General features: G+C 61.7%; 19 protein-coding genes. 3 read left to right on the forward strand and 16 right to left on the reverse strand.

What is annotated here, in order from left to right:
* Window positions 1–286: 286 nt before the first annotated feature.
* On the reverse strand, window positions 287–1168 hold the full coding sequence (locus tag C8D99_RS03160) for a DMT family transporter (RefSeq protein WP_133956320.1): 882 nt from the start codon (window positions 1166–1168) through the stop codon (window positions 287–289).
* Window positions 1169–1375: 207 nt separating this feature from the next.
* Here C8D99_RS03160 and C8D99_RS03165 point away from each other — a divergent pair, with 207 nt between their 5' ends.
* Window positions 1376–3055, forward strand: a complete 1680-nt coding sequence (locus C8D99_RS03165; RefSeq protein ID WP_243833821.1) for a dipeptidase — start codon at window positions 1376–1378, stop codon at window positions 3053–3055.
* Between the two features lie 97 nt (window positions 3056–3152).
* On the opposite strand, the gene C8D99_RS03170 is transcribed toward C8D99_RS03165, so the two are convergent.
* The 4 genes from C8D99_RS03170 to C8D99_RS03185 form a co-directional block, all read right to left on the reverse strand.
* On the reverse strand, window positions 3153–4034 hold the full coding sequence (locus C8D99_RS03170; protein ID WP_166669977.1) for a prephenate dehydrogenase: 882 nt from the start codon (window positions 4032–4034) through the stop codon (window positions 3153–3155).
* On the reverse strand, window positions 4031–4423 hold the full coding sequence (locus C8D99_RS03175; protein WP_133956324.1) for a YbaN family protein: 393 nt from the start codon (window positions 4421–4423) through the stop codon (window positions 4031–4033). Before C8D99_RS03175 ends, C8D99_RS03170 begins: the two co-directional genes overlap by 4 nt.
* A 222-nt stretch (window positions 4424–4645) precedes the next feature.
* Window positions 4646–5038, reverse strand: a complete 393-nt coding sequence (locus C8D99_RS03180; protein ID WP_208321054.1) for a cupin domain-containing protein — start codon at window positions 5036–5038, stop codon at window positions 4646–4648.
* 94 nt (window positions 5039–5132) lie between these two features.
* Window positions 5133–5612, reverse strand: coding sequence for a GNAT family N-acetyltransferase (locus C8D99_RS03185; RefSeq protein WP_133956326.1), 480 nt, complete (start codon window positions 5610–5612; stop codon window positions 5133–5135).
* Between the two features lie 171 nt (window positions 5613–5783).
* Here C8D99_RS03185 and C8D99_RS03190 point away from each other — a divergent pair, with 171 nt between their 5' ends.
* A complete protein-coding gene (locus C8D99_RS03190; protein WP_133956677.1) occupies window positions 5784–6740 on the forward strand; it encodes an ROK family protein in 957 nt (318 codons plus the stop codon).
* Here C8D99_RS03190 and C8D99_RS03195 read toward each other — a convergent pair.
* Together C8D99_RS03195 and C8D99_RS03200 are read right to left on the reverse strand one after the other, a co-directional pair.
* Complete coding sequence (locus C8D99_RS03195; RefSeq protein ID WP_133956328.1) at window positions 6727–7038, reverse strand: AzlD domain-containing protein; 312 nt, start codon at window positions 7036–7038, stop codon at window positions 6727–6729. The genes C8D99_RS03190 and C8D99_RS03195 overlap by 14 nt on opposite strands.
* Entirely contained in the window at window positions 7035–7712 is a 678-nt protein-coding gene (locus C8D99_RS03200) for an AzlC family ABC transporter permease (RefSeq protein ID WP_133956330.1), read from the reverse strand. The genes C8D99_RS03195 and C8D99_RS03200 overlap by 4 nt, the downstream gene beginning before the upstream one ends.
* Window positions 7713–8056: 344 nt before the next feature.
* Between C8D99_RS03200 and C8D99_RS03205 the strand changes: the two genes are divergently transcribed.
* The gene (locus tag C8D99_RS03205; protein WP_133956332.1) at window positions 8057–9907 is read left to right on the forward strand and encodes a mechanosensitive ion channel family protein; all 1851 of its coding nucleotides are present in this window, start codon (window positions 8057–8059) and stop codon (window positions 9905–9907) included.
* A 61-nt stretch (window positions 9908–9968) separates the two neighbouring features.
* Here the strand turns inward: C8D99_RS03205 and C8D99_RS03210 are convergent, their stop codons facing one another.
* From C8D99_RS03210 to C8D99_RS03250, 9 genes are all read right to left on the reverse strand, one after another.
* Complete coding sequence (locus tag C8D99_RS03210) at window positions 9969–11312, reverse strand: TRAP transporter large permease (RefSeq protein WP_133956334.1); 1344 nt, start codon at window positions 11310–11312, stop codon at window positions 9969–9971.
* Window positions 11305–11823, reverse strand: a complete 519-nt coding sequence (locus tag C8D99_RS03215; protein WP_133956336.1) for a TRAP transporter small permease subunit — start codon at window positions 11821–11823, stop codon at window positions 11305–11307. Before C8D99_RS03215 ends, C8D99_RS03210 begins: the two co-directional genes overlap by 8 nt.
* Before the next feature lie 36 nt (window positions 11824–11859).
* The gene (gene dctP, locus C8D99_RS03220; RefSeq protein ID WP_133956338.1) at window positions 11860–12912 is read right to left on the reverse strand and encodes a TRAP transporter substrate-binding protein DctP; all 1053 of its coding nucleotides are present in this window, start codon (window positions 12910–12912) and stop codon (window positions 11860–11862) included.
* Window positions 12913–12993: 81 nt separating this feature from the next.
* Entirely contained in the window at window positions 12994–13827 is an 834-nt protein-coding gene (locus tag C8D99_RS03225; protein WP_208321055.1) for an MBL fold metallo-hydrolase, read from the reverse strand.
* Entirely contained in the window at window positions 13824–14570 is a 747-nt protein-coding gene (locus C8D99_RS03230) for a FadR/GntR family transcriptional regulator (RefSeq protein WP_133956340.1), read from the reverse strand. Before C8D99_RS03230 ends, C8D99_RS03225 begins: the two co-directional genes overlap by 4 nt.
* A gap of 116 nt (window positions 14571–14686) precedes the next feature.
* On the reverse strand, window positions 14687–15388 hold the full coding sequence (locus tag C8D99_RS03235) for a response regulator transcription factor (RefSeq protein WP_133956342.1): 702 nt from the start codon (window positions 15386–15388) through the stop codon (window positions 14687–14689).
* Window positions 15385–17388 carry a sensor histidine kinase gene (locus tag C8D99_RS03240; RefSeq protein ID WP_133956344.1) on the reverse strand — a complete coding sequence of 668 codons (2004 nt, stop codon included), beginning with the start codon at window positions 17386–17388 and terminating at the stop codon, window positions 15385–15387. Before C8D99_RS03240 ends, C8D99_RS03235 begins: the two co-directional genes overlap by 4 nt.
* 58 nt (window positions 17389–17446) lie before the next feature.
* Entirely contained in the window at window positions 17447–18844 is a 1398-nt protein-coding gene (locus tag C8D99_RS03245) for a vWA domain-containing protein (protein ID WP_133956346.1), read from the reverse strand.
* A gap of 72 nt (window positions 18845–18916) precedes the next feature.
* Window positions 18917–19516, reverse strand: coding sequence for a SagB/ThcOx family dehydrogenase (locus C8D99_RS03250; RefSeq protein ID WP_208321056.1), 600 nt, complete (start codon window positions 19514–19516; stop codon window positions 18917–18919).
* Window positions 19517–19550 lie beyond the last annotated feature (34 nt).

Consider the following 19550-nt stretch of genomic DNA (forward strand, 5'->3'; position numbering starts at 1 on the left):
TTCGACCACGCCTTCGAACAGGCGCTCATGCACGCTCCGCACTGCACGCACCGGTCCAGGTACGTCTTCAGTAATTTCAAGGTCAACACTCCTTTTCTGAGAAAGCTGATTGCTTCTTGCACCCGTACTTCGTACAGGTATGGAAAAATGAGCCGATGGACAGGTGTTGAAAAAACACAATACACCCATCATCTTTTCATTTTACTCGGAAACGGACGGGAAGGACACTTTTTTGACGGTTTCGGGTGATTTTGCTCCCTTTTGTCAACGGAGGGAAAAAGTGCACTCAGCCTTTTTTGCTTTTCAATGCCAGCAGCCCCACTCCCGAAAAGAGCAGCGCGACCCCTGCGGCTCCCGTCAGGTTCATTCTCTCCCCCAGAAGGAGCACCCCCAAGAGGGCGGCAGTGAGGGGTTCTGCCATGGAAAGGGTGACGCTCGTAGAGGCCGGCACGGTGGACAGTCCCTTCAGGAAGAGGAAATAGGCCAGGGCTGTAGCTATAAGTCCGAGATGGAAGGCGACGAGAAGTCCCCGGGGCTGGAGAAGCCACGCGGGCGGCGAAGCGAGAAGAACGGGAAGCAGCACCAGGCCCGCGGCGGAAAAAACGAGGCCGTTCACGGCATCCGCCCCGTGGTCCCGCAGCAGCCGCTTGCTTCCGAGGACAAACACGGAATAGGAAAAACCGGCCCCCAGGGAAAACAGGACCCCCACAGGATCCACCGTCCCCCCTCCCTCCCCCGAAAGGGTGAGGAGGGAACACCCGACGATGGCGAGACAGCTGGAGGCATACCATTTTCTTTCGGGCTTCTCCCCGAAAACGAGGTATCCCAGGGCTCCCGTAATTACGGGAGAGCTCGCGAGGGTGACCAGGGTCCCCACGGCGACCCCGGTCTTCGAGACGCCGGTGAAAAAGAAGGGCTGGTAGGACGCCGTGGCCAGTATGGAAATCACCGTCGGAGCGAGGGGCCAGCGCCCCCCCGATGAGAAGGACCCCCGGAGAAGGGCGACGATGAGAAGGGCGGCTCCCCCGATGGCTACCCGGAGGGCGCCCACGGCCAGTGGCGTGGCTCCCGCAGGGGCCAGGGCCTGGGATGTTCCGGTGGTTCCCCACAACATGGCGCCGAGCAGTACAAAGAGGGCTCCTCCGGAAATGCTCCCTGTTTTCTCCATGACACTCTCCCTTTTCTGCTCCGCCTTCCCGGCTGCTGGAGAACTCCTTCCCGGGAATCGGGCGCTTTTTCTGCAAGTATAGCGGATCGGCGGGAAAAAGTGTTTCGTCAGAAAACGGCTCTTTTCGGAAAAGTCTTGCGGCCTCCGTCCGGAGGTCTATAATCAGACCGAAACCGGCAGTTACCCCACACTTCAAGGAGGATTCCCATGTTCCGAACAATCCGGTCCTTCACCCTGCCCCTGCTGTTTCTTTTTCTCCTGGCCGCCGCCGGAGAGGCGTGCACCACCATCCTGGTGACGAAAGGCGCCTCCGCCGACGGCTCCGTTCTGGTCTCCCACTCGGACGACAACGATCTCATGGACCAGCGGATCATCTACGTTCCCGCCCAAAATCACGCCCCCGGCGCCGTGAGAGAGATTTTCTGCACCGCCGCCGCCATGGGAGAATTCCCCGAGTACAACACCTTCTCCTACCCCCGGATGGTCACATCCAAACGGGGCCCCGGGTACGACATCCCGGGACCGGCCACCATTCCCCTGGGGACGATACCCCAGGTTCCGGAGACTTTCGCCTATTTCGACGGAAGCTACGGCATCATGAACGAGCGCCAGCTCATGTTCGGCGAGTGCACCAACGGCGCGAAAGTCTCACCGGGGCCCGAACCGGGCAAGCGGATCATGTACTCGGCGGAGCTCTCCCGGATCGCCCTGGAGCGGTGCACCACCGCCAGAGAGGCCATCCGGCTCATCGGCGCCCTCATCGAGGAATACGGCCTCTACGCCACCGGCGAAACCCTCCCCGTGGCGGACACGGAAGAGGGATGGATCCTGGAGATGGCCCCCTCCCCCGAAGGAACGGGGGGACTGTGGGTGGCGAAAAAAGTCCCCGACGGTGAGATTTTCGTGGGGGCAAACCAGTTCAGGATCCGGGAAGTTGATCCTGACGACCCGGACATGATGTTCTCGGAAAACCTGCACGCCGTGGCCCAAAAACACGGCTGGTGGAAACCGGAGGACGGAAAGCTCGACTGGCTGAAAACGGTGAGCCTCGGGGAATACAACCATCCCTACTACTCCCTTCGCAGGGTCTGGAGAGTCCTTTCCCTGGCCGCGCCGTCGAAGAACTTCTCCCCCTGGGTGAAGGACGGCTACACGAAGGACTACCCCTTTTCGGTGAAGCCTGACAGAAAACTCACTGTAAGGGACGTGATGGGGCTCCACAGGGACCACTACGAGGGAACGGAGTTCGATCTCACGAAGGGAACGGCCGCCGGACCCTTCGGGTATCCCGACCGGTTCTACGGCCCCTACGACGGGGCCGGGGATGTGGGGGATCCCAAGCGGAAGCTGGAGGGGGCATGGGAGCGACCCCTGTCGGTGACCTACTGCGGGTATGTCTTCGTGAACCAGGCCAGGGGCTGGCTTCCGGACGCCATCGGCGGACGCATGTGGCTCGGGCTTGACAAGCCCTCGGACACCGTCTTCCTGCCCTTCCACGCGGGTGTGACAAGGCTGCCCCGGTCGGTGGAAGTCTGCGACACCACGAAATTCTCCCGGGAAAGCGCGTGGTGGACCTTCAACTTCCTGGCGAACTACGCTGGCCTGAAATACAGCTATATGCACGGGGAGATCGCCGTTCTCCAGGAGCAGCTCGAGACGGGCTTCCTGAACGCCCTCGAGACGGTGGAGCGGAAAGCCCTCGACCTGTACAGGACGAACCCCTCCGGGGCCAGGGCATATCTCACGGACTTCGCCGAACGGAACACGGCGGAAACGCTGGAGCAGTGGCATGACCTCACGGACCGGCTGATCGTGAAATACAACGACGGACTCCTCACCGAGGGGGAAAGATCGGCCAGCCCCTGGGCTACCCCCAGGAATGGCTGAAAACCACGTCATGGCCCTCGGGCCCCACGTCCTACGAAAAACCTGCCGGGAAATAGCGAAAAGGGCCGGGCTGTGTGTCAGCCCGGCCCTCTGATTTTCAGCCTCTCTTTCGGCTCAGGGTTCCTTTCCCCGCCAGAACGGCCTCCCGGCACCGGGCAGCCCTGGCAAGCAGGGCCTCGAGCTCTTCCGGAGACGCTGCAAGAAGAGCGTCGAGAATCGCCCGGTATTTCCCGGCAAGCCGCCGGATCTGTTCACCGTTTGTGCTTGCCATATCGGCCCCGAGCTCAGGCAGGCCTCCCGCCACGCGGGTCGTGTCCCGGAACCCTCCCGCAGCGAGAAGGGGAACCAGGGGATGCAGTTCCGTCTCCTCCCCTGCGAGAAGGGCGAGGGACGCGGCCACCAGCACCGGGAAATGGCTGATGCAGGCTGCGGCGGCGTCGTGTTCTTCGGCACCGGTCCTGAGCGGACGCCCCCCCAGAGCTTCCGCCAGTTCTTCCGCCAGGCCCAGGGCTTCTTCGCCGGTATTTTCGAAGGGAACCACGGCGCACACCGCACCCTGGAAAAGGGCCGGGTCTGCGTTCTCCAGGCCTCCCCGCTCTTTTCCCGCCATGGGGTGAAACCCGGCGTAGCATGGCCCCCACAGGGGCGCGAGCTTCCGCCCGACCTCGGTCTTGGTGCTCGCAAGGTCGAAGACGGCCCTGACGGCCGGCCCCGCGGCGGGACGGATCCTTCGGGCCGTCTCCTCCATGGAGCGGATTGGAACGGCGAGGATCAGCACGTCCCCCAGGGAGGCGCATTCCTCCGCCGTGGCGCAGGCCCTTCCGATCACGCCCGTTTCCCTGGCCCGGCGGACCGTTTCGGGGTTCCGGCTCCACCCGGCGACACTCTTCACAGCTCGGTCCCGGGAGAGCTTCCAGGCCAGGGAACCGCCCAGAAGGCCGAGACCGAAAACGGAAACCGTACAGTTCTTCAAGTTCATTCCGTCTTCTCCTTTTCGGCCCCGGCAGGTGCGGCAGGACATTCCCTGAGAAGCAGGACCACCAGGTCCCCGATAAGGAACGTGCCGAATACAGCCCAGGACATCCACCCCGGAGGAACGAAGAGCCACGTGGACGTTCCCCCTCCAAGGGTCATCATGGTGATGGCCCACACCTTCATCCTCCTGGAGACGCACCGGTTTTTCTCCCAGTTCCGGATGGTGCGGCCGAAACGTCGATGCTGGCGCATCCACCGGTGCATCTTTGGCGACGAGCGGGCGAAACATGCCGCCGCCACCAGCACGAAGGGCACCGTTGGCATGATGGGAAGCAGCGCCCCGATAAAGCCGAGGGCCAGGAAGAGCATTCCGAGAAGGGTCCAGAGATTCATCGCGACTCACCGCAGCAGGAAAAGATTTTTGGAGCCGGAACACCATATCATAAAATAACGGCGCTGTGGCCGGGGTTTTCTGCAAAAAAAGGAGCGATACCCTCAGGCCCGTATTCGGCGATGAGTTCCGTGGTCATACGTCGCCAGGAGGTGCTCCGGATTGTAAATGGCCGCGAACAGGAAATTGACGAACAGACGTCCGCCATACCCATCTCCCTTCGTTCAGTCGTCTATATCTTCATAGGCTTCCGGGACGAACCGGGGGGTGCAGACGCAGAAAAAGACAAGGTCATCCGGCCCCGTGTTGCTTATGCGCTGACGCGCCAGCGGCGGAATGACCGCCACGTCTCCCGGAAGAACCTCCCGGGGCTGAAGATCCCCGATCTCGACCCGCCCCCGGCCGGCAAGAATATAGTAACGCTCCGTCACGCCGGCGAGCCTGTGCCACCGGGTCGTCACGCCCGGTTCCACCCTGGCACGGGCGATGGAAACATGGGGATCCCGGGGGTCGTTCCACGATTCCAGAATATGGCATCGTTCATCAGTATAATACTCCCGTCCCTCGCCGGGACGAAAAACGATCTCCTCCATGGCGCCTCCTTTCCGGGTCGGCACCTCTGCCTCCCATTGAAGACAGAGGACAGAAAAACAAAAAACCTCCCTTGGCACGGAAAAGCCCAACAGGGCATCCCTGCCGGAAGGGCACCGGTCAAAGAATTTCCTTTTCCATCATCACCAGGGTATCTTCCCGGGAGTACTCACGGAAACCGAACTTCCCGTAGCAGTTCATTGCCCGTTCATTGTAGGTTCTGACCTTCAGAACGAGGCGTCGTGCTCCCATCGTTTCTTTCGCGCATCGTTCCAGCAGGGAAAGCGATTCTCTTCCCGCTCCCCTGCTGCGCAATTCAGGGGTGATGTACAGAAACCGAACCATCACTGAATCCCTGTCCCCTCTGACGGGAGCGAGTGCTCCATGGCCAACGGGACATTCCTCTTCGCCGTACACGAGAAAGGAGCGCGCCCCCGTCGCAGGGTCAAGCTCACACCGCCACTGTTCATGGCTGAAGGGAAATTCTGCCAGGGGCCATACAAGGTACAGGTCCTCCGGATCCGCAATCATCCGCTCCAGAACAGCCGTATCGAGGGGTGTATTTTCTGCTATCCGCAGACCGTGTCGATTTTCGGCCATGCCTGCCCCATCTCCTTTTTTTATTGTTCCTTCCCCACTATGATACTTCACAATCGGTCAAGGGAGATTTCCGTTTTTCCGCAACCTGAAAGTGCTATCATTGTCCGGAATATGAAGGGGACAGCGTTCTGCGCAGCCCCCGTTGAAAGGAGGAACCCGGCCGTGAACGACATGCCTTTTTTCGGAGGCATCGAAGCCGGAGGAACGAAGATCGTCTGCGCCTCGGGAACGGGGCCGGAAGATATCCACAGGGCTGAATTCCCCTCGGGAGACGTCCCGGAGACTGTCCTGCCCTCCGTCATAGGGTGGCTGCGGGGTGAGGAACATCGCCGGGGGCCGTTCCGGGCCCTTGGCATAGGCTCCTTCGGGCCCGTGGACCTCAGCCCCCTTTCTCCGTCTTATGGCCGCATCACCACTACGCCCAAGGAGGGCTGGAGGTATACGGACATCCTGGGCGCTTTCAGGCGGGCCTTCCCCGGCATCCCCATAGGTTTCGACACGGACGTAAACGCCGCCGCCCTGGGGGAACGCCGGTGGGGCGCCGCCCGGGGGCTTGATGATTTCGTCTACATCACCATGGGCACCGGCATCGGCGCAGGGGCCATGGCCGGAGGAAGCCCCCTCCACGGCCTGGTCCATCCGGAAGCTGGTCATATAAGGATTCCGAGGTTGCCCGGCGACGCCTTTCCCGGGATCTGCCCCTTCCACGGCGACTGCTGGGAAGGCCTGTGCTCCGGGCCTGCCATCCGGAAAAGAACGGGAATCCCCGCTGAAGACCTTCCCGGAGACCACGAGGCATGGATCCTGACAGCCCGGTACACCGCCCTCGCCGTCGCAAACCTGGTCTGCACCCTCTCCCCCCGCAGGGTGATCCTCGGCGGAAGCGTTCCCCGGGCCGGGCTCCTGGGAAGGGAAAGGTTCCTCGCCATGGTGAGGGGCGGAGTGAGGGAAGCCCTCGGCGGCTATATCTCCGCCCCGGAGCTGTCTGGGGACCTGTCGGGCTATATCCTGCCTCCCCTGCTGGAGGAAAACGCCGGAATCTGCGGCGCCCTGGTCCTCGCCCGGGAGGCGTGGGACAAGGACCGGCGGCATGAAACAGCCTCCAGGGAGGACATCAGTTCCCGCTGAGCAGCCTGAGGACGGCCACCGCCGCCATACCCAGCATCATGGCAAGGAAAACACTGCCCGTTTTCCGCACCGCCAGAAAAATCACTCCCGCTGCGGCCAGGCCGGGAAAGCCCGCTTCAGCGAGGCCGGGGAAAACCAGAGCGGCGAAGATGGTTCCGGGAAGGGCATCCATGGCCCTTCTGGCTCCGCCGGTCTTCGGGAGGCGGCTGCCGAAGGTCATGCCGAGAAACCGGATGGCGTAGACGAACAGAGCCGCAAGGAGGATGACCGTCCAGGCATCCCCGCCGGAGAACGTCATTGTTCCTGCCCTCCCCTCACTGCGGCGGCCGCTGCGCCCGCCGCTCCTCCCAGGAGGACGTACCAGGCGCCGGGAAGCAGCCTGAAGGCAGTATATGCAACGGCTGCTGAAACAGCCCAGGGGAAGACATCTTTCCGGCCCCGCCACATGGTGACGGCAAGGGCCGCGAAAAGAGCGGTGAAGGCGAAATCAAGGCCGAACCGTTCCGGCGCTGTGATGGAGAATCCGAGGCCGTGGCCTGCCAGAACGCTGAAAAACCAGAACAGCCCCACGCAAACCCCTCCGCCCACAAGAAAATCTCCCGAGACCGGCCTTCTGCGGCTCTCGGCCATGGTCACCGCCCAGTTCTCGTCGGTGACGAAATGAACCCTCCACGCACTCCCGATCTTCCCGAAGGGGCCGAGCAGGGGTGCCACCGCCGCAGTAAGGAGGAAATACCGCACGTTCACCACCGCCGCCGCCAATGCCACCTGCCAGGCAGGAAAACCGCCGCCCCACATCCCCACCAGGATGAACTGGGCAGAGCCGGAAAAAACGGCCACGTTCATCACCGCAAGCATCGGCGCCGATACTCCCTTTTCCGCAGCCAGCACGCCGAATACAAGCCCGTACACCAGCACGCCGATCCCTGCGGGTACCGACGCCCGGAAGCCTCTCGCGAATTCCGGAGTCATTCTGCCGTTCCTCCCCCTCCCGGCCGGATTCCGGGGAACAGGTCACACCATGGAATTAGGCTCATCTTCTCCATCCTCCTCCACTATCCATTGACTCATACAAAAAAGAGTATACTCCCCTTTTCCCCTGTCCGGCCCCATGGACCGGGTATGAAAAGCCCATGGAAGCTCCAGGCTCCGGCCCTATGTCCGGAAGGTGTGAAAAATACCGCGCCCGGCTCATTGCCAAGAAAAACAGTCTCTGCTACTGTTGCAGCCGTGAAGAGCGCTCCCGGAGGATCCAGGGCACCGCGGCACGGACAGGCCGGGGCAGCTTCACCAACGAGAAAAGGAGATGATGTTCCATGAAATCCGGCCGGTCCCTTTCATTTTTCTCCTTCACCTTTGCGGGGATACTGCTCTTCCTTTCCGGGACCGCCGGCGGAGCCGTGCCCGATCCGCTGGCCCCCGCCGACCTGTCGTCTCCCCGGGCGACCCTCACATCCTTCATCACCCACATGAACGCAGGGCACGAATTTCTGCAACAGGCCAGGATGATTTCCCGGGGCACTCCCGGATTCTTCGCTCACCCGCAGGAAGCCGCGGAAAAGGGAGACCTTGCCAGGTACAATTTCGAACGGGCCGTGCAGGCCCTCGACCTCTCGGAAGTCCCCCATGTCCTCAGGGACGACGTTGCCAGGGAACGAGCCCTCCTCCTCAAGGAGATCCTTGACCGTATCGGCCTTCCGTCTCCGGAAACCATCCCCGGGGGAGAAGGCTGGGACAACGAGAGCGACCGGAAGATCACCAGGTGGACCATTCCCCGCACCGAGCTGCAGCTCCACAGGATCGATTCCGGGGAGGCTGAAGGGAAATGGCTTCTCTCACCCGCTTCCCTTGACCGTCTCGAGGAAGACTACCTCAGGATACGGCACCTGCCCTATCTTCCGGGCTCCACGGAAGGGGCATACCTGGACTATATCCTCACGCCGGGCCGTTTCTTTCCTCCGAAGTGGGCGGACTACCTTCCCGGATGGTCCACGGCGGATCTGTACGACCAGACGGTCTGGCAGTGGATCGGGCTTCTGCTCACCTTCCTGGCCTTTCTTGCGCTGAACATCGGCATCTGGCGCCTGTTCCGAAGAATATCCGGAAATATGAGTCTTTTCGCGGGAAACATCCTCAGAATCCTTCCACCCGTCACCCTTTCCGTCACTTCAACCCAGGCGATTCTGCTCGTGGACGACACTATCAACATCTCCGGGAAGCTGTGCATCCTGCTCATCCAGGCCTTCTCGGCGGTGCGGTGGTTCGGATGGGCATGGTGTGCCGTCCGCGTGGGGGAAGTGATCGCCGAGCTGATCATTCTCTCGCCAAGGGTGGAGCCGGAGAGCATCGACGCAAGCCTGGTCCGCACCGTGAGCAGGCTTGTCTGCATCACTGCGGCCTCGTGGATCCTCCTCTACGGACTCTCCCAGCTGGGCCTGTCCGTCTTCCACCTCCTCACCGGACTGGGCGTGGTGGGACTGGCCATCTCCCTGGCCGCCAAGCCCACTGTGGAAAACATCATCGGGGGGCTCACCCTCTTCGCGGACCGGTCGGTGAAGGTGGGAGAATTCTGCCGCTTCGGCTCCACAGCCGGTACGGTGCTCCACATCGGTCTCCGCTCCACGAAGATCGAGGCCCTGGACCAGACGGTGATATCCATTCCCAACGCAGAGTTTTCCCAGATGCAGATCGTCAACGTCACCCGAAGAAACCGTTCCCTCATGCAGAAGACCATCAGCATCCGCTACGAGACCACCAGAGACCAGCTCCGGTGGATCCTGGCATCCATCCGGGATGTGCTCCACGCTCACCCGAAGGTCTCCGCCGACCCGGTCCCCTTCGCCCGGTTCGAGTCCTTCGGGTCGTCGTCCCTTGACATCCTCGTCTTTGCCTACATCAGGACGAAAAAGTGGGCGGAATTCCTTGCCGTCCAGGAGGATATCCTCTTCCGGATCGGGGAGATCGTGGAAAAATCCGGCTCCGGCTTCGCCTTCCCGTCCACCACGGCCTATCTCGCCAGGGACGGCGGCCTCGACGGGGAAAAGGCAGCCTTCGCGGCGAAAGAAGTGGAGCAGTGGAGGGAAAGCGGCCGTTTCCCCTTCCCGGACACCCCCATGGAGCGCATCGCCGGCGTGCTCGGTACCGTGGAATATCCCCCGAAATCCTGATATACAAAAAAGCATCCCGGGAATTCCGGGATGCTTTTTTCTGCCTTGAAAAAACCTTTCGCTACGCCGCACCGATCATCTTTTCCGGCAGCCAGAGAATTATCTCCGGGAAAATGGCACAGAGCAAAAGCACCAGCATGATGATCAGGATGAAGGGAATGACCCCCCGGATGATGTCCCCGATGGTGACGCCGAGCTCCTTCGGCGCCGTGCCTTTCAGCACGAAGATGGACATGGCCATGGGCGGCGTTTGGAAGGCCATCTGCATGTTGATGCAGATCATCATGCCCGCCCAGAGGGGATTGAACCCCAGGGCCGTGAGGATGGGCGAGAAGATGGGAACGACGATGAACACGATGCCGATCCACTCGATGAACATGCCCAGGAGAAAGACGATGGCCATGATCACGAAGAAGGACATCCATTTTCCTCCCGGCACCGAGAGGATGAACTCCGCCACCACGTCGCCCGCCCCGGCGTTCATGAAGATGCCCACGTAGGCGTAGCACATGGCGGCGATCATCACCACGAAGGCGCTCACCTTCATGGTCTCCAGGGAAGCCCGCTTCATGAGCCCAAGGCTGAACTTGCCGTAGGCCGCGGCGAGGAGAATGGAGGCAAAGCACCCCACCGCCGCCGCCTCGGTGGGAGGCGCGATTCCCAGGAAAATCGTCCCGAGCACCGCAATGATGAGCAGCACGGGCGGCACGAGAGACTTGAGGAGCCGCAGGAGCTTGGCCCCGTCGAAAGGCGTGATCTGGTCCTCGGGAATGGCGGGACCGAGGGCCGGGTTCAGGCGGCACCGGATGACCACGTACAGCATGTAGAACGCCGAGAGCAGAAGACCGGGAAACACGGCGCCCATGAACATCTGTCCCACGGAAAGCCCCGCCTGGGGGGCGTACACCACGAGCATGATGCTCGGCGGGATGAGGATGCCGAGCGTTCCGGCCGCCACTATGGATCCTGCTGCGAGGGACTTGTCGTATCCCCTGGTGACCATGGGGGCAAGGGCGATGAGGGTGAGGATGGTCACGGAGGCTGCTATGACTCCCAGGCAGGCGGCGAGGATCGTGCCGAACAGGATGGTCACCACCGCCAGGCCGCCCCGGAGCCTGCCCATGGCCTCGTAGAGGCTCTGGTACAGGTCCTTCGTCACCCCCGAATGCTGCAGGATGACTCCCATGAAGGTGAACAGGGGCACCGCCAGATAGGGATAGTTCAGCGAAAGGTCGTAGAACCGGCTGTACAGTATGTGGTATGTGGTGGTGGGGCCGAAGACAGCGAGTCCCGTGAAGAAGGCCACGCTCCCGATGACGAAAGCGATGGGGAACCCCGTCATGACAAGGACGAAGACTCCGCCCAGCATGAGGGCGGTGATGGCTTCAGCGCTGAGTTCAATCAAGAGTCTCACCCCTTATCACGAAATACAGGTCCCTCACAAAGTTCGCTGCCGCCTGGAGCAAAAGGAGGAAGAGCCCCACGGCGAACACTGTCCGGTAGGGCCATGCCGGGGGGTACCAGAAGCTGTTGAAGAACACTTCCTTGATAGTCACGGCCCTGACGGCCCACGTGAAGGCGAGCCTGAACATGACCAGCATGAGCGGGAAAAAGAGAAACAGGGAACAGATCACGTTCATAAAGGCCCTTCCCCGGGGAGGCAGCATGTTGTAGAACATGTCCACCCGGGTGTGGGACTCATGAAGGTAGTCATAGGAGGCACCCAGAAGGTACAGGGTGCCTCCGGCCATGCACAGCACGTCATAGGCCCATTCGGTGGGAGCGTTGAAAAAATGGCGCGACACAGCCTCGTACGTTCCCGCGAACACAAGAACCAGGGCGAACCACTTCGCCACCCAGCCGGACGTTTCGCTGACAGTATCAATGAATTTCAGTATCTTCCTTAAGGACGACATTGCCCCTTCTCCTTGTGAAATACCGCGGGGACGCGGTTATTTCATCGTTTCGTAGGCTACGCCGAAGGCCTTCATGGAGTTGTAGATTTCTCCGAAGATCGGGGGTTCATTTGCAATCTTCTCCTCGTAGAACTTGGCCGCTTCAGCGGCGAGGGCCGTGTTGACTTCCGCGGGAACCTTCAGGACCTGGTTGCCGGCAGCCTTGAACTTCTCAAGGGCGATGATGGATTCATAGACAAGATACTCGTGCTGGGCCTGGGTAAACCGGTCGATGAATGTCTGGACAAGGAGCTGCAGATCCTTCGGCAGGGCGTTCCAGGCATCCTTGTTCACGAAAAACACCTGGGGATCGCTGGGAGCCCGGACGGGGGAAAGGTACACATAGTCCGCCACCTCGTTGAAATGCATGTTCCAGTTGGAGGCAAGGGTGGAATACTCGAAGGCGTCGATGGTGCCGCGCTTCATGGCCTCGTAGAGTTCGCCGCCGGGGATGATGACGGTAGCCATGCCCATCCTCTTGAGAATCTCGCCGCCGTCGCCCATGCACCTGGCCTTGATCGTCTTGAGGTCCTCAAGGCTTTCGATCTTCTTCTTGGAGTGGAAGAATACTTCTTCCGGAAGGGGGGAAAGGGCGCCGGGGAAGGTCATCACGTTGTAGCCTTCCATCATCTTGTTCATCAGGTCCGCACCGCCGCCGTAGTTGAACCACGTGCGGAGGGCTTCGCCGGCGAGGGCGCCGGGACGGGAGCTGATAAGGCCTGCTGCCGACCACTTGTCGAGGTTGTACATGGGGCAGGTGTAGCAGAGCTGCAGCACGTTCTCGTGGACCGCGTCAAGCTCCTTGTAGGCGGGAACGATGGATCCGCCGACGAAGGGCTTGATCTCCAGCCTTCCGCCGGAGGCTTCGGTAATGGCCTTGCAGAGCAGGTCATGGTAGATCTGGGACGGGTCGGACGCCGGGCCGTGCCCGGAGGATTTCCAGACGATCTTCTTCGGGGCGTCGGCGCCCTCAACCACGGCGGGCATAAAAGCCCCGACCACAAGGACGGAAACCAGCAGCGCGAACAACACTCTTCTCATAGCCCACATCTTTGTAACCTCCTTTGTATTTGGTGTTTCCCTACGGCAGGGGAGGAATTTCCCCGGCCCTGAACGACACCCTTTCAGAAGTTACCCGAAAAAGAGGGAACTGCCCGTCACGTTCCGGAAAAATCCCGGGCAGACCGCCTCGAGGCGATCCATGACATCCTTCCCCGTACAGTGGGACATTCCGATGAAAAGAATGCCACTATTCTGAATGTATTCGAGAGATTTTTCAAGACCGCTCCCCTTGGCCTCCACGAGGTGGGTTCCCCCGAGGACAGCCAGAATGGGCCTCCTGAGCCTCTCTTTCACCGCGTCGAGCATGTTGCGCATGCCGGGGTGGGAGCACCCCAGGAGCACGGCAAGTCCTTCGCCCGTCTCGACGGCAAGAAGAATCTCGTCATCGAAGGAATCGGGCACGAAGACGCTGTCCTTTCTCAGGACAAACCTGGGGTTGACCTTTTCCTCGGAGTGGACCCGGGGAAAGGAGGAAAGGACGAATACTCCGGGAAGAATTTCCTTTCCCGGACCGGATAAGGTCACATGATGAATTCCCTTTTCTGAAAGAAAGGCTTCGTCGAAATCGCTTCCGAGGTAATCGTATGCGCCGTTCCGGAGAGCGTACTTGGGGGAAAAGAACCCTTCACCGGTGACGAGGGAGAAGCCCCTGGCGGCGGAGCAGAGGGAGCGGAATCCGCCGGAGTGGTCGTAGTGCCCATGGCTCAGCACCACGTGCTCCACGGCCCCAAGGCTGATGTTCAGTTTCGGAGCGTTGGAGAGAAAGGCTCCCGACTGGCCGGTGTCGAAGAGGATCATGTGCCCGTCCTTTTCGACACAGAAGGAAATCCCGTGTTCCGTCGCCAGTCCGTGATGTTCTCCGGGAGAATTTTCGATGAGGGTGGTGATCCGCAGCATGGTCATTCCTCCTCCGGGCGACGGGGAAGCCGCTCCATGGAAGCCCTGATGTCGCCGAGGGCGTTGGTCAGGTGGCGTACCATCTCTTTTTCAGCCCGCTCCGGATCCCCGTCCCGTATGGCTTCAAACACTGCGTAGTGTTCCCCCACGGTCTTCTCTATCCGGCCGGGGATGTGGAGGCTGGTGATCCAGCCTTCTGACAGGGATGTGGTCATGGTTTTCATAAGGCAGTAGAGAGTCCTGTTTTTCGTGGACCTGGCGATAAGCCGGTGAAAATCGCCGTCGGCCTTGACCAGGGCGGCTGTATCCCCCGCACCGGCGTTTCCGGCAAAAGACTCGCAGGCTTTTTCCATGGCCCGCACAGATTCGCCGTCCGCCTTCACGGCAGCGTGCCATGCGGCTCTTGGCTCGATGATGAGCCGCACCTCGAAGTGGTCGAGAAGGGAGGTTTTGTTGTCCTTCAGCCAGCCCCGGAAGGGATCTTCCTCTTCTCCGAAGGGTTCGGCGATGAAAATACCCTTCCCGTGACGGACGGAGACCCGCCCCCTCACTTCCAGGATCCTGACCGCTTCCCGAATGGAGGACCGGCTCACTTCAAGCCGCTTTCCCAGTTCCGCCTCGGAGTAAAACCTGTCCCCGGGGCTGAAATCTTCCCCGGCGATCATGGTTTCTATGGCATCCACCACCTGCTCGGACAGCCTGGTTTTCCGTATAGGGGTCATGGCTCCTCCCGCCGTTGCCGGCAGCATATCTACTCATCAGACAACTGAAATTCTACTCCCTTTTTACTGAAAGTGTCAAGAAAATAAAAAAAAACGGCCCCGCCGGGCCGCGAAAAAGAGGTACCTGAACAGCGGCTTTCCGCTCACTCCCTGCGGAAGCGGTAGCCCGCTCCATGGACCGTAAGAAGGTGCACGGGACTCGACGGATCGTCTTCGATCTTCTGGCGCAGGCGCACCACGTGCTGGTCCACCGTCCGGGTGGTCACGTCACACTCGATGCCCCAGACATCTTCCAGCAGCAGGTCTCGCGAGAGGACTTTCCCCTCCCTGTCGGCAAAAAACCGGAGAAGGGAGTTCTCCCTGGGGGTGAGAGAAAAGGGGGAGCCGCCCCTGCTTCCCGCCATGGCGTCGAAATCCACCCAGACATTGCCGAAGGAAAGACTGTTGTCTTCCCCCGTTTCCTTCGCCCCGGCCGCCAGGGCCCCCCTTCTGAGGGCCGCCCGAACCCTGGCGAGCAGTTCAGCCATACCGAAGGGCTTCACGATGTAGTCGTCCGCCCCCAGCTCGAGACCCACCACCCTGTCCACTTCCTGCCCCTTGGCGGTAAGCATGACCACCGGGACGACGGCGTTCTCTCCCCGGATGGCCCTGCAGACATCGTATCCGCTCATCCCGGGCATCATCACGTCGAGAAGCACCAGGTCGGGAGAGAGCCGGCGGTAGAGTTCAAGGGCCTCGGCGCCGTTTCCCGCCGGGATGACCTCGTACCCCTCGCTTTCGAGAAGATCCGCCACGCCGGTCAGTATGGCCTGGTCGTCCTCGGCGACAAGAATACGCTCCTTCATCGTCTTCTCTCCTTTCCTTCCGGAAGGGCGAGGGGCATCTCCAAGGAAAAGACGCTCCCCCCGCCCTCCCTTGGCTCGTACTTCACATCCCCGCCGTGTTTCACGGCGATGTCCCGGGCTATGGACAGTCCCAGCCCCGCGCCGCTCTTCGGCGCCGAGAGGGAATCGTCCCCCCTGAAAAACTCCTGGAAAATCTTCTCCCCCAGCCCGGCAGGCACCCCGGAGCCTCTGTCCGCCACCCGCACCACGGCCTTTTCACCCTCTCTCCCGCAGGAGACGGTGATCTCCCGGGTTTCCGGTGAATACTTCTCGCTGTTGGATAAAAGGTTCATCAGGACCTGCCGGAGGGCCTCGCCGTTTCCGAGGACCGGCAGGGGCCCGTCAGCGGAAAAACCGGCAGAAAAGCCGTTTTTCGCCAGGTGGGGTTCAAGCTGCGCCAAAGTATCCTCCGCCAGGGCCGCGAGGTCCAGCCGTTCCATAGGAAGGGGACGGGCTTTCGACCCTTTCCGGGAAAAGGCCAGAACGTTGTCCACGAGACGGGAGAGCCGCTCCGCCTCGGATACCATGATCCTGAGGTATTCCCTTTTGCGCTCCTCGCTCTGCTGCCTTCCGGAGAGAAGCATTTCCGCGAACAGCCGGATGGACGTGAGAGGTGTTTTCAGCTCGTGGGAGACATTGGCCACGAAGGTCGTCCTGCTCGCCGCAAGGCGCATCTCGGCGGAGAGCATCCTCATGATCACCCCGGCGCCGGCCAGGATGACCACGAACAGGATTCCGGTGAGCAGCCAGACGGCGATGGTGGCGAATCTCGCCCTTGAAGCGGCGAGCCCGGGGTCGGTGAGCCACGCGCCGGCCTCCCACCGGGGAAGGAGGGGGGAAATTTCCCTGGCGACGAAGGGGCGCCTCCAGTCGGCTCCCGACGGAAGGAGAGGCGATACAAGGGGCTCTCCCCGGTCGTCAAGGACGGCCAGAATCCGGATGTCCGTCCGCGCATCGGGAGCGGCCCCTGCAATGCGGTCCCGCAGTTCTTCCATGTCAATAAAATATCCCGCTGCGCCGTCACCGGCCCTGGTCCAGAATATCAGCTCCAGCCCTCTTCCCGAGAGCCTGGGCAGAAACCCGACCTCCGACTCGGAGCGCAGCCCGGCGAAGCTCTTTCCCCGGGCCACGGTGCCGGATCGTTCCTCCCTCTCCGGAGACGGAGCGGAACCAGCCTGGGGTGCCACGTTCCGCTGCAGCAGGCTGAAACCTTCCTCCTCTGCCTTCCGGAAAAGCTCTTCCCGAAAGGCGGGATCGGCCGCCGCCATGCTCTGGGCCATCTGCCGCTCCATTCCCCCCGGAGGAGCGGACTTCTTCACAGGGGCGGGAAGAGGGACTGCCTCAGGAACAGGGGGCGCCTGGAGGGGGCGGGCCACCCGGCCGGCGGTTCCGGCCGGCAATTCCGCATGGAAGCTCTTCCCGGAATCCTCCCGGGGGCTTTCTTCTTCCACGGCTGGCTGGAAAAGAGGCCCGTAGGGAAGGGAGAACGGAGTCTCCCCCATCTCCTTTCGGTAAACCCCCGCAATGGAGTCATAGACCTGCATTTCCTCCCGGTCTTCCAGAAAGGGACCGAAGGATTCGAGAAAATTCTCGAGAAGTGAATGGGAGACTTCAGGAACGAAGAGGCGGCCGTCCTTCACGAAAAAGGGAAAGGCCGCGGGGGGAAGAGACGTCACCCCTCCTTCCAGGGCTTCGGGGCCTGAAATCTTGCCCGCCTCCCTTTTCAGTTCCACCCCGAGGTTGTCGAGGAGGGCCGATATTTTCTGGGCTGCGAGGTTCACCTCCGCCAGGAGGGCCGCTTCAAGGCTCCGCTCGACGTAGACCGCCTCCCGGTCTGCCGCCCTGAGGGCGAGAAGGCTGAGGGCGATGCTCGGAAGAAGCACCGCCAGCACGAACACGAGAAGGAAAGGCAGAGGCACGGGAAGGCCCCTCCGGGCCGCATTCCGCCTTTTTCCGTCCATGACCTTCCCCTCCTCTCCCGGCGGGGGGAGGGAAACCCCCTCCCCGCCGGCTTTCCGTCTAATGATCCTCTTCGCCTTCCTCGTCTCCGCTTACGGGAGCCTGCTGGTTCTTCTGAGTGTAGGCGTCGTTGAGAACGGCCTTCCTCTGGCTGCTGGAAAAAATTCCCGACTCGAGCAGGCTTTCCGCCAGTTCCCCGAAATAGCCGGCCTCCTGCTCGAGCTTCGGTGCGGCTGCCCCTGCGGCCGGAGCCGCTGCCTGGAGCTGCTTCGTCCGTTCATCGAGAAGCTGGGCCGCCTCCCGGGCTTTTCCCTCGTCGGCCAGCCGGACGGCCTCTTCCCGGATCTCTGCGTTTCTGGCCAGTTCGGCCTGGGAGAGGATGTCGGGCCGCCGGTTCTTCTCCACCGCCCCGGTATCTCCCGAGAAGGAGACCGAAAAATCCGCGTTCTTCCTGACCATGGTCCCCGTCGCCGCATCGGCGTACTCCACTTCCAGCTCCGCCGCCTTCAGAACTGTCCCGTCCTGTCCCTCGGGCAGCTCCACCTCGAAGAGGGCGTACTTTTCTCCTCCGTACAGGTTGTCTATGGCAGCCTCAAGAGAGTTTCCTTCCGCCTTACCCTGCCGCCCTATGACCCGCACCGGCCGGACACCCTCGGGACACCGGAGGGTCACCCTCACTTTCCGGGCCGTCACCGTTACGGCATCCTCGAGATCCCGGGCGAATATCTCGGGGAGCATCCCGCCGTGACGGGCGAAATAGGCGTTTCCGCCGCTTTCGGCCGCCAGGGCGGTCATCAGGTCTTCATTATAGTCCAGACCGAGGCCTATGGTGGTGATGGTGATGTCCTGGCGGGAAAGGTTTCTCCCGAGGGCCGCCAGATCCTCCGTTGACGAGGGACCCACGTTGGCAATGCCGTCGGAGAGCAGCACGATCCTGGGGATATACCCCTCGTCAATGAAGGGCTGCAGTTCTGAGGCTCCCGTCACGGTCCCATGGTAGAGCGCCGTGGATCCTCCAGGGCGGAGGCGCTGCACGGGCCTGAAAAATGCGGGATCATCGGCCCCGCGGCCCACTGTCCGGGCCCTGACGAGCACGGAAGCCCCGTCGTCATAGACGACAACGGCGGCCACATCCCGGGAGTCCAGCATCTTCAGGGCCTCGAGAGCTCCCTTCTTCGCGTTCTCCATCTTGCCGTCCGACGCCATGGACCCCGATTTGTCGAGGACAAGGGCAACGGCGAGGGGAGCCCGGACGCGCACCTTTCGGGAAGGCCGCACCAGGGCCCTTACAACGACCCTCTGGCCTCCCTTTCCCGCCGGGGCCACCGGATAGTCGGCCCCCGCCTCGAAAATGACGGCCCCTTCTTCAGCGGAAAGCTCCGCTGAAACCGCCGTCTGCGGAAAAGAGGAAAAAAGTACCGACGCAGCAAGGGTGAGCAGCATTGTTTTTCTGAACATGATCAACCACCTCCTGGACAGAAGGATAGCCCGGGAAGGCGGAGGATGTGTCAGGGAGCTGTCACCTCCATGTCACGAAGTTGTAAAATTCCCCTTCTTTCCCGCAGGGGCCATATAGACCACGAATTCGTCCTTTCCGTCCGCCCCGACCAGCCTGTCAGCGGCGTCCTGGTCATAGGCGGCGATGGCGCAGGTCCCCGCGCCGATGGCCTCGCAGGCGAGGTAGAGGTTCTGGCAGAGATGCCCCCCGTCCAGGGCGATAACCTTCACGGAAGCCTCCGAATAGCGCCATTCCGTCCTCCAGGGAAGGGCCGTCCAGAAAAAGGTCACAGCTCCCTTCCCGGCGAATTTCTGGCCGAGGGCCGCCTGTGCGGTCTCCTCCCCGAGACGGTCCGGATGACCCAGGGGAAGGAGGGCATGCTCCAGGGGAAGATACCTGTAGAGCCCCTTTTCCAGCCCCTCGACCCGGAACACCGCCAGGTAGGTCTCGAAGGGATGCCTGCACCCGGCCGACGGGACGGTGCGGTAGGTCCGAACCGGGTCGGCTTCTCCACTGACACCCTGGGTGGCCCAGAGCAGGAAGGCCAGCTCTTCGAGGGTAAAGGGGCGGGCCGAGAATTTCCTCACGGATCTCCGGCGCCCGATGGCCTCCCGGAGGGATACGTCCCCCACGGCAGTCCACTCCTCCGGGACGGGCAGGGGAATC

Source organism: Aminivibrio pyruvatiphilus, from assembly GCF_004366815.1.
GTDB lineage: Bacteria > Synergistota > Synergistia > Synergistales > Aminobacteriaceae > Aminivibrio > Aminivibrio pyruvatiphilus.

Coding starts and splice junctions, on each gene's coding strand:
- C8D99_RS03160 (WP_133956320.1), bottom strand. CDS start 1,168: ATGGAGAAAACAGGGAGCATTTCCGGAGGAGCCCTCTTTGTACTGCTC.
- C8D99_RS03165 (WP_243833821.1), top strand. CDS start 1,376: ATGTTCCGAACAATCCGGTCCTTCACCCTGCCCCTGCTGTTTCTTTTT.
- C8D99_RS03170 (WP_166669977.1), bottom strand. CDS start 4,034: ATGAACTTGAAGAACTGTACGGTTTCCGTTTTCGGTCTCGGCCTTCTG.
- C8D99_RS03175 (WP_133956324.1), bottom strand. CDS start 4,423: ATGAATCTCTGGACCCTTCTCGGAATGCTCTTCCTGGCCCTCGGCTTT.
- C8D99_RS03185 (WP_133956326.1), bottom strand. CDS start 5,612: ATGGCCGAAAATCGACACGGTCTGCGGATAGCAGAAAATACACCCCTC.
- C8D99_RS03190 (WP_133956677.1), top strand. CDS start 5,784: ATGCCTTTTTTCGGAGGCATCGAAGCCGGAGGAACGAAGATCGTCTGC.
- C8D99_RS03195 (WP_133956328.1), bottom strand. CDS start 7,038: ATGACGTTCTCCGGCGGGGATGCCTGGACGGTCATCCTCCTTGCGGCT.
- C8D99_RS03200 (WP_133956330.1), bottom strand. CDS start 7,712: ATGACTCCGGAATTCGCGAGAGGCTTCCGGGCGTCGGTACCCGCAGGG.
- C8D99_RS03205 (WP_133956332.1), top strand. CDS start 8,057: ATGAAATCCGGCCGGTCCCTTTCATTTTTCTCCTTCACCTTTGCGGGG.
- C8D99_RS03215 (WP_133956336.1), bottom strand. CDS start 11,823: ATGTCGTCCTTAAGGAAGATACTGAAATTCATTGATACTGTCAGCGAA.
- dctP (WP_133956338.1), bottom strand. CDS start 12,912: ATGTGGGCTATGAGAAGAGTGTTGTTCGCGCTGCTGGTTTCCGTCCTT.
- C8D99_RS03225 (WP_208321055.1), bottom strand. CDS start 13,827: ATGACCATGCTGCGGATCACCACCCTCATCGAAAATTCTCCCGGAGAA.
- C8D99_RS03230 (WP_133956340.1), bottom strand. CDS start 14,570: ATGCTGCCGGCAACGGCGGGAGGAGCCATGACCCCTATACGGAAAACC.
- C8D99_RS03235 (WP_133956342.1), bottom strand. CDS start 15,388: ATGAAGGAGCGTATTCTTGTCGCCGAGGACGACCAGGCCATACTGACC.
- C8D99_RS03240 (WP_133956344.1), bottom strand. CDS start 17,388: ATGGACGGAAAAAGGCGGAATGCGGCCCGGAGGGGCCTTCCCGTGCCT.
- C8D99_RS03245 (WP_133956346.1), bottom strand. CDS start 18,844: ATGTTCAGAAAAACAATGCTGCTCACCCTTGCTGCGTCGGTACTTTTT.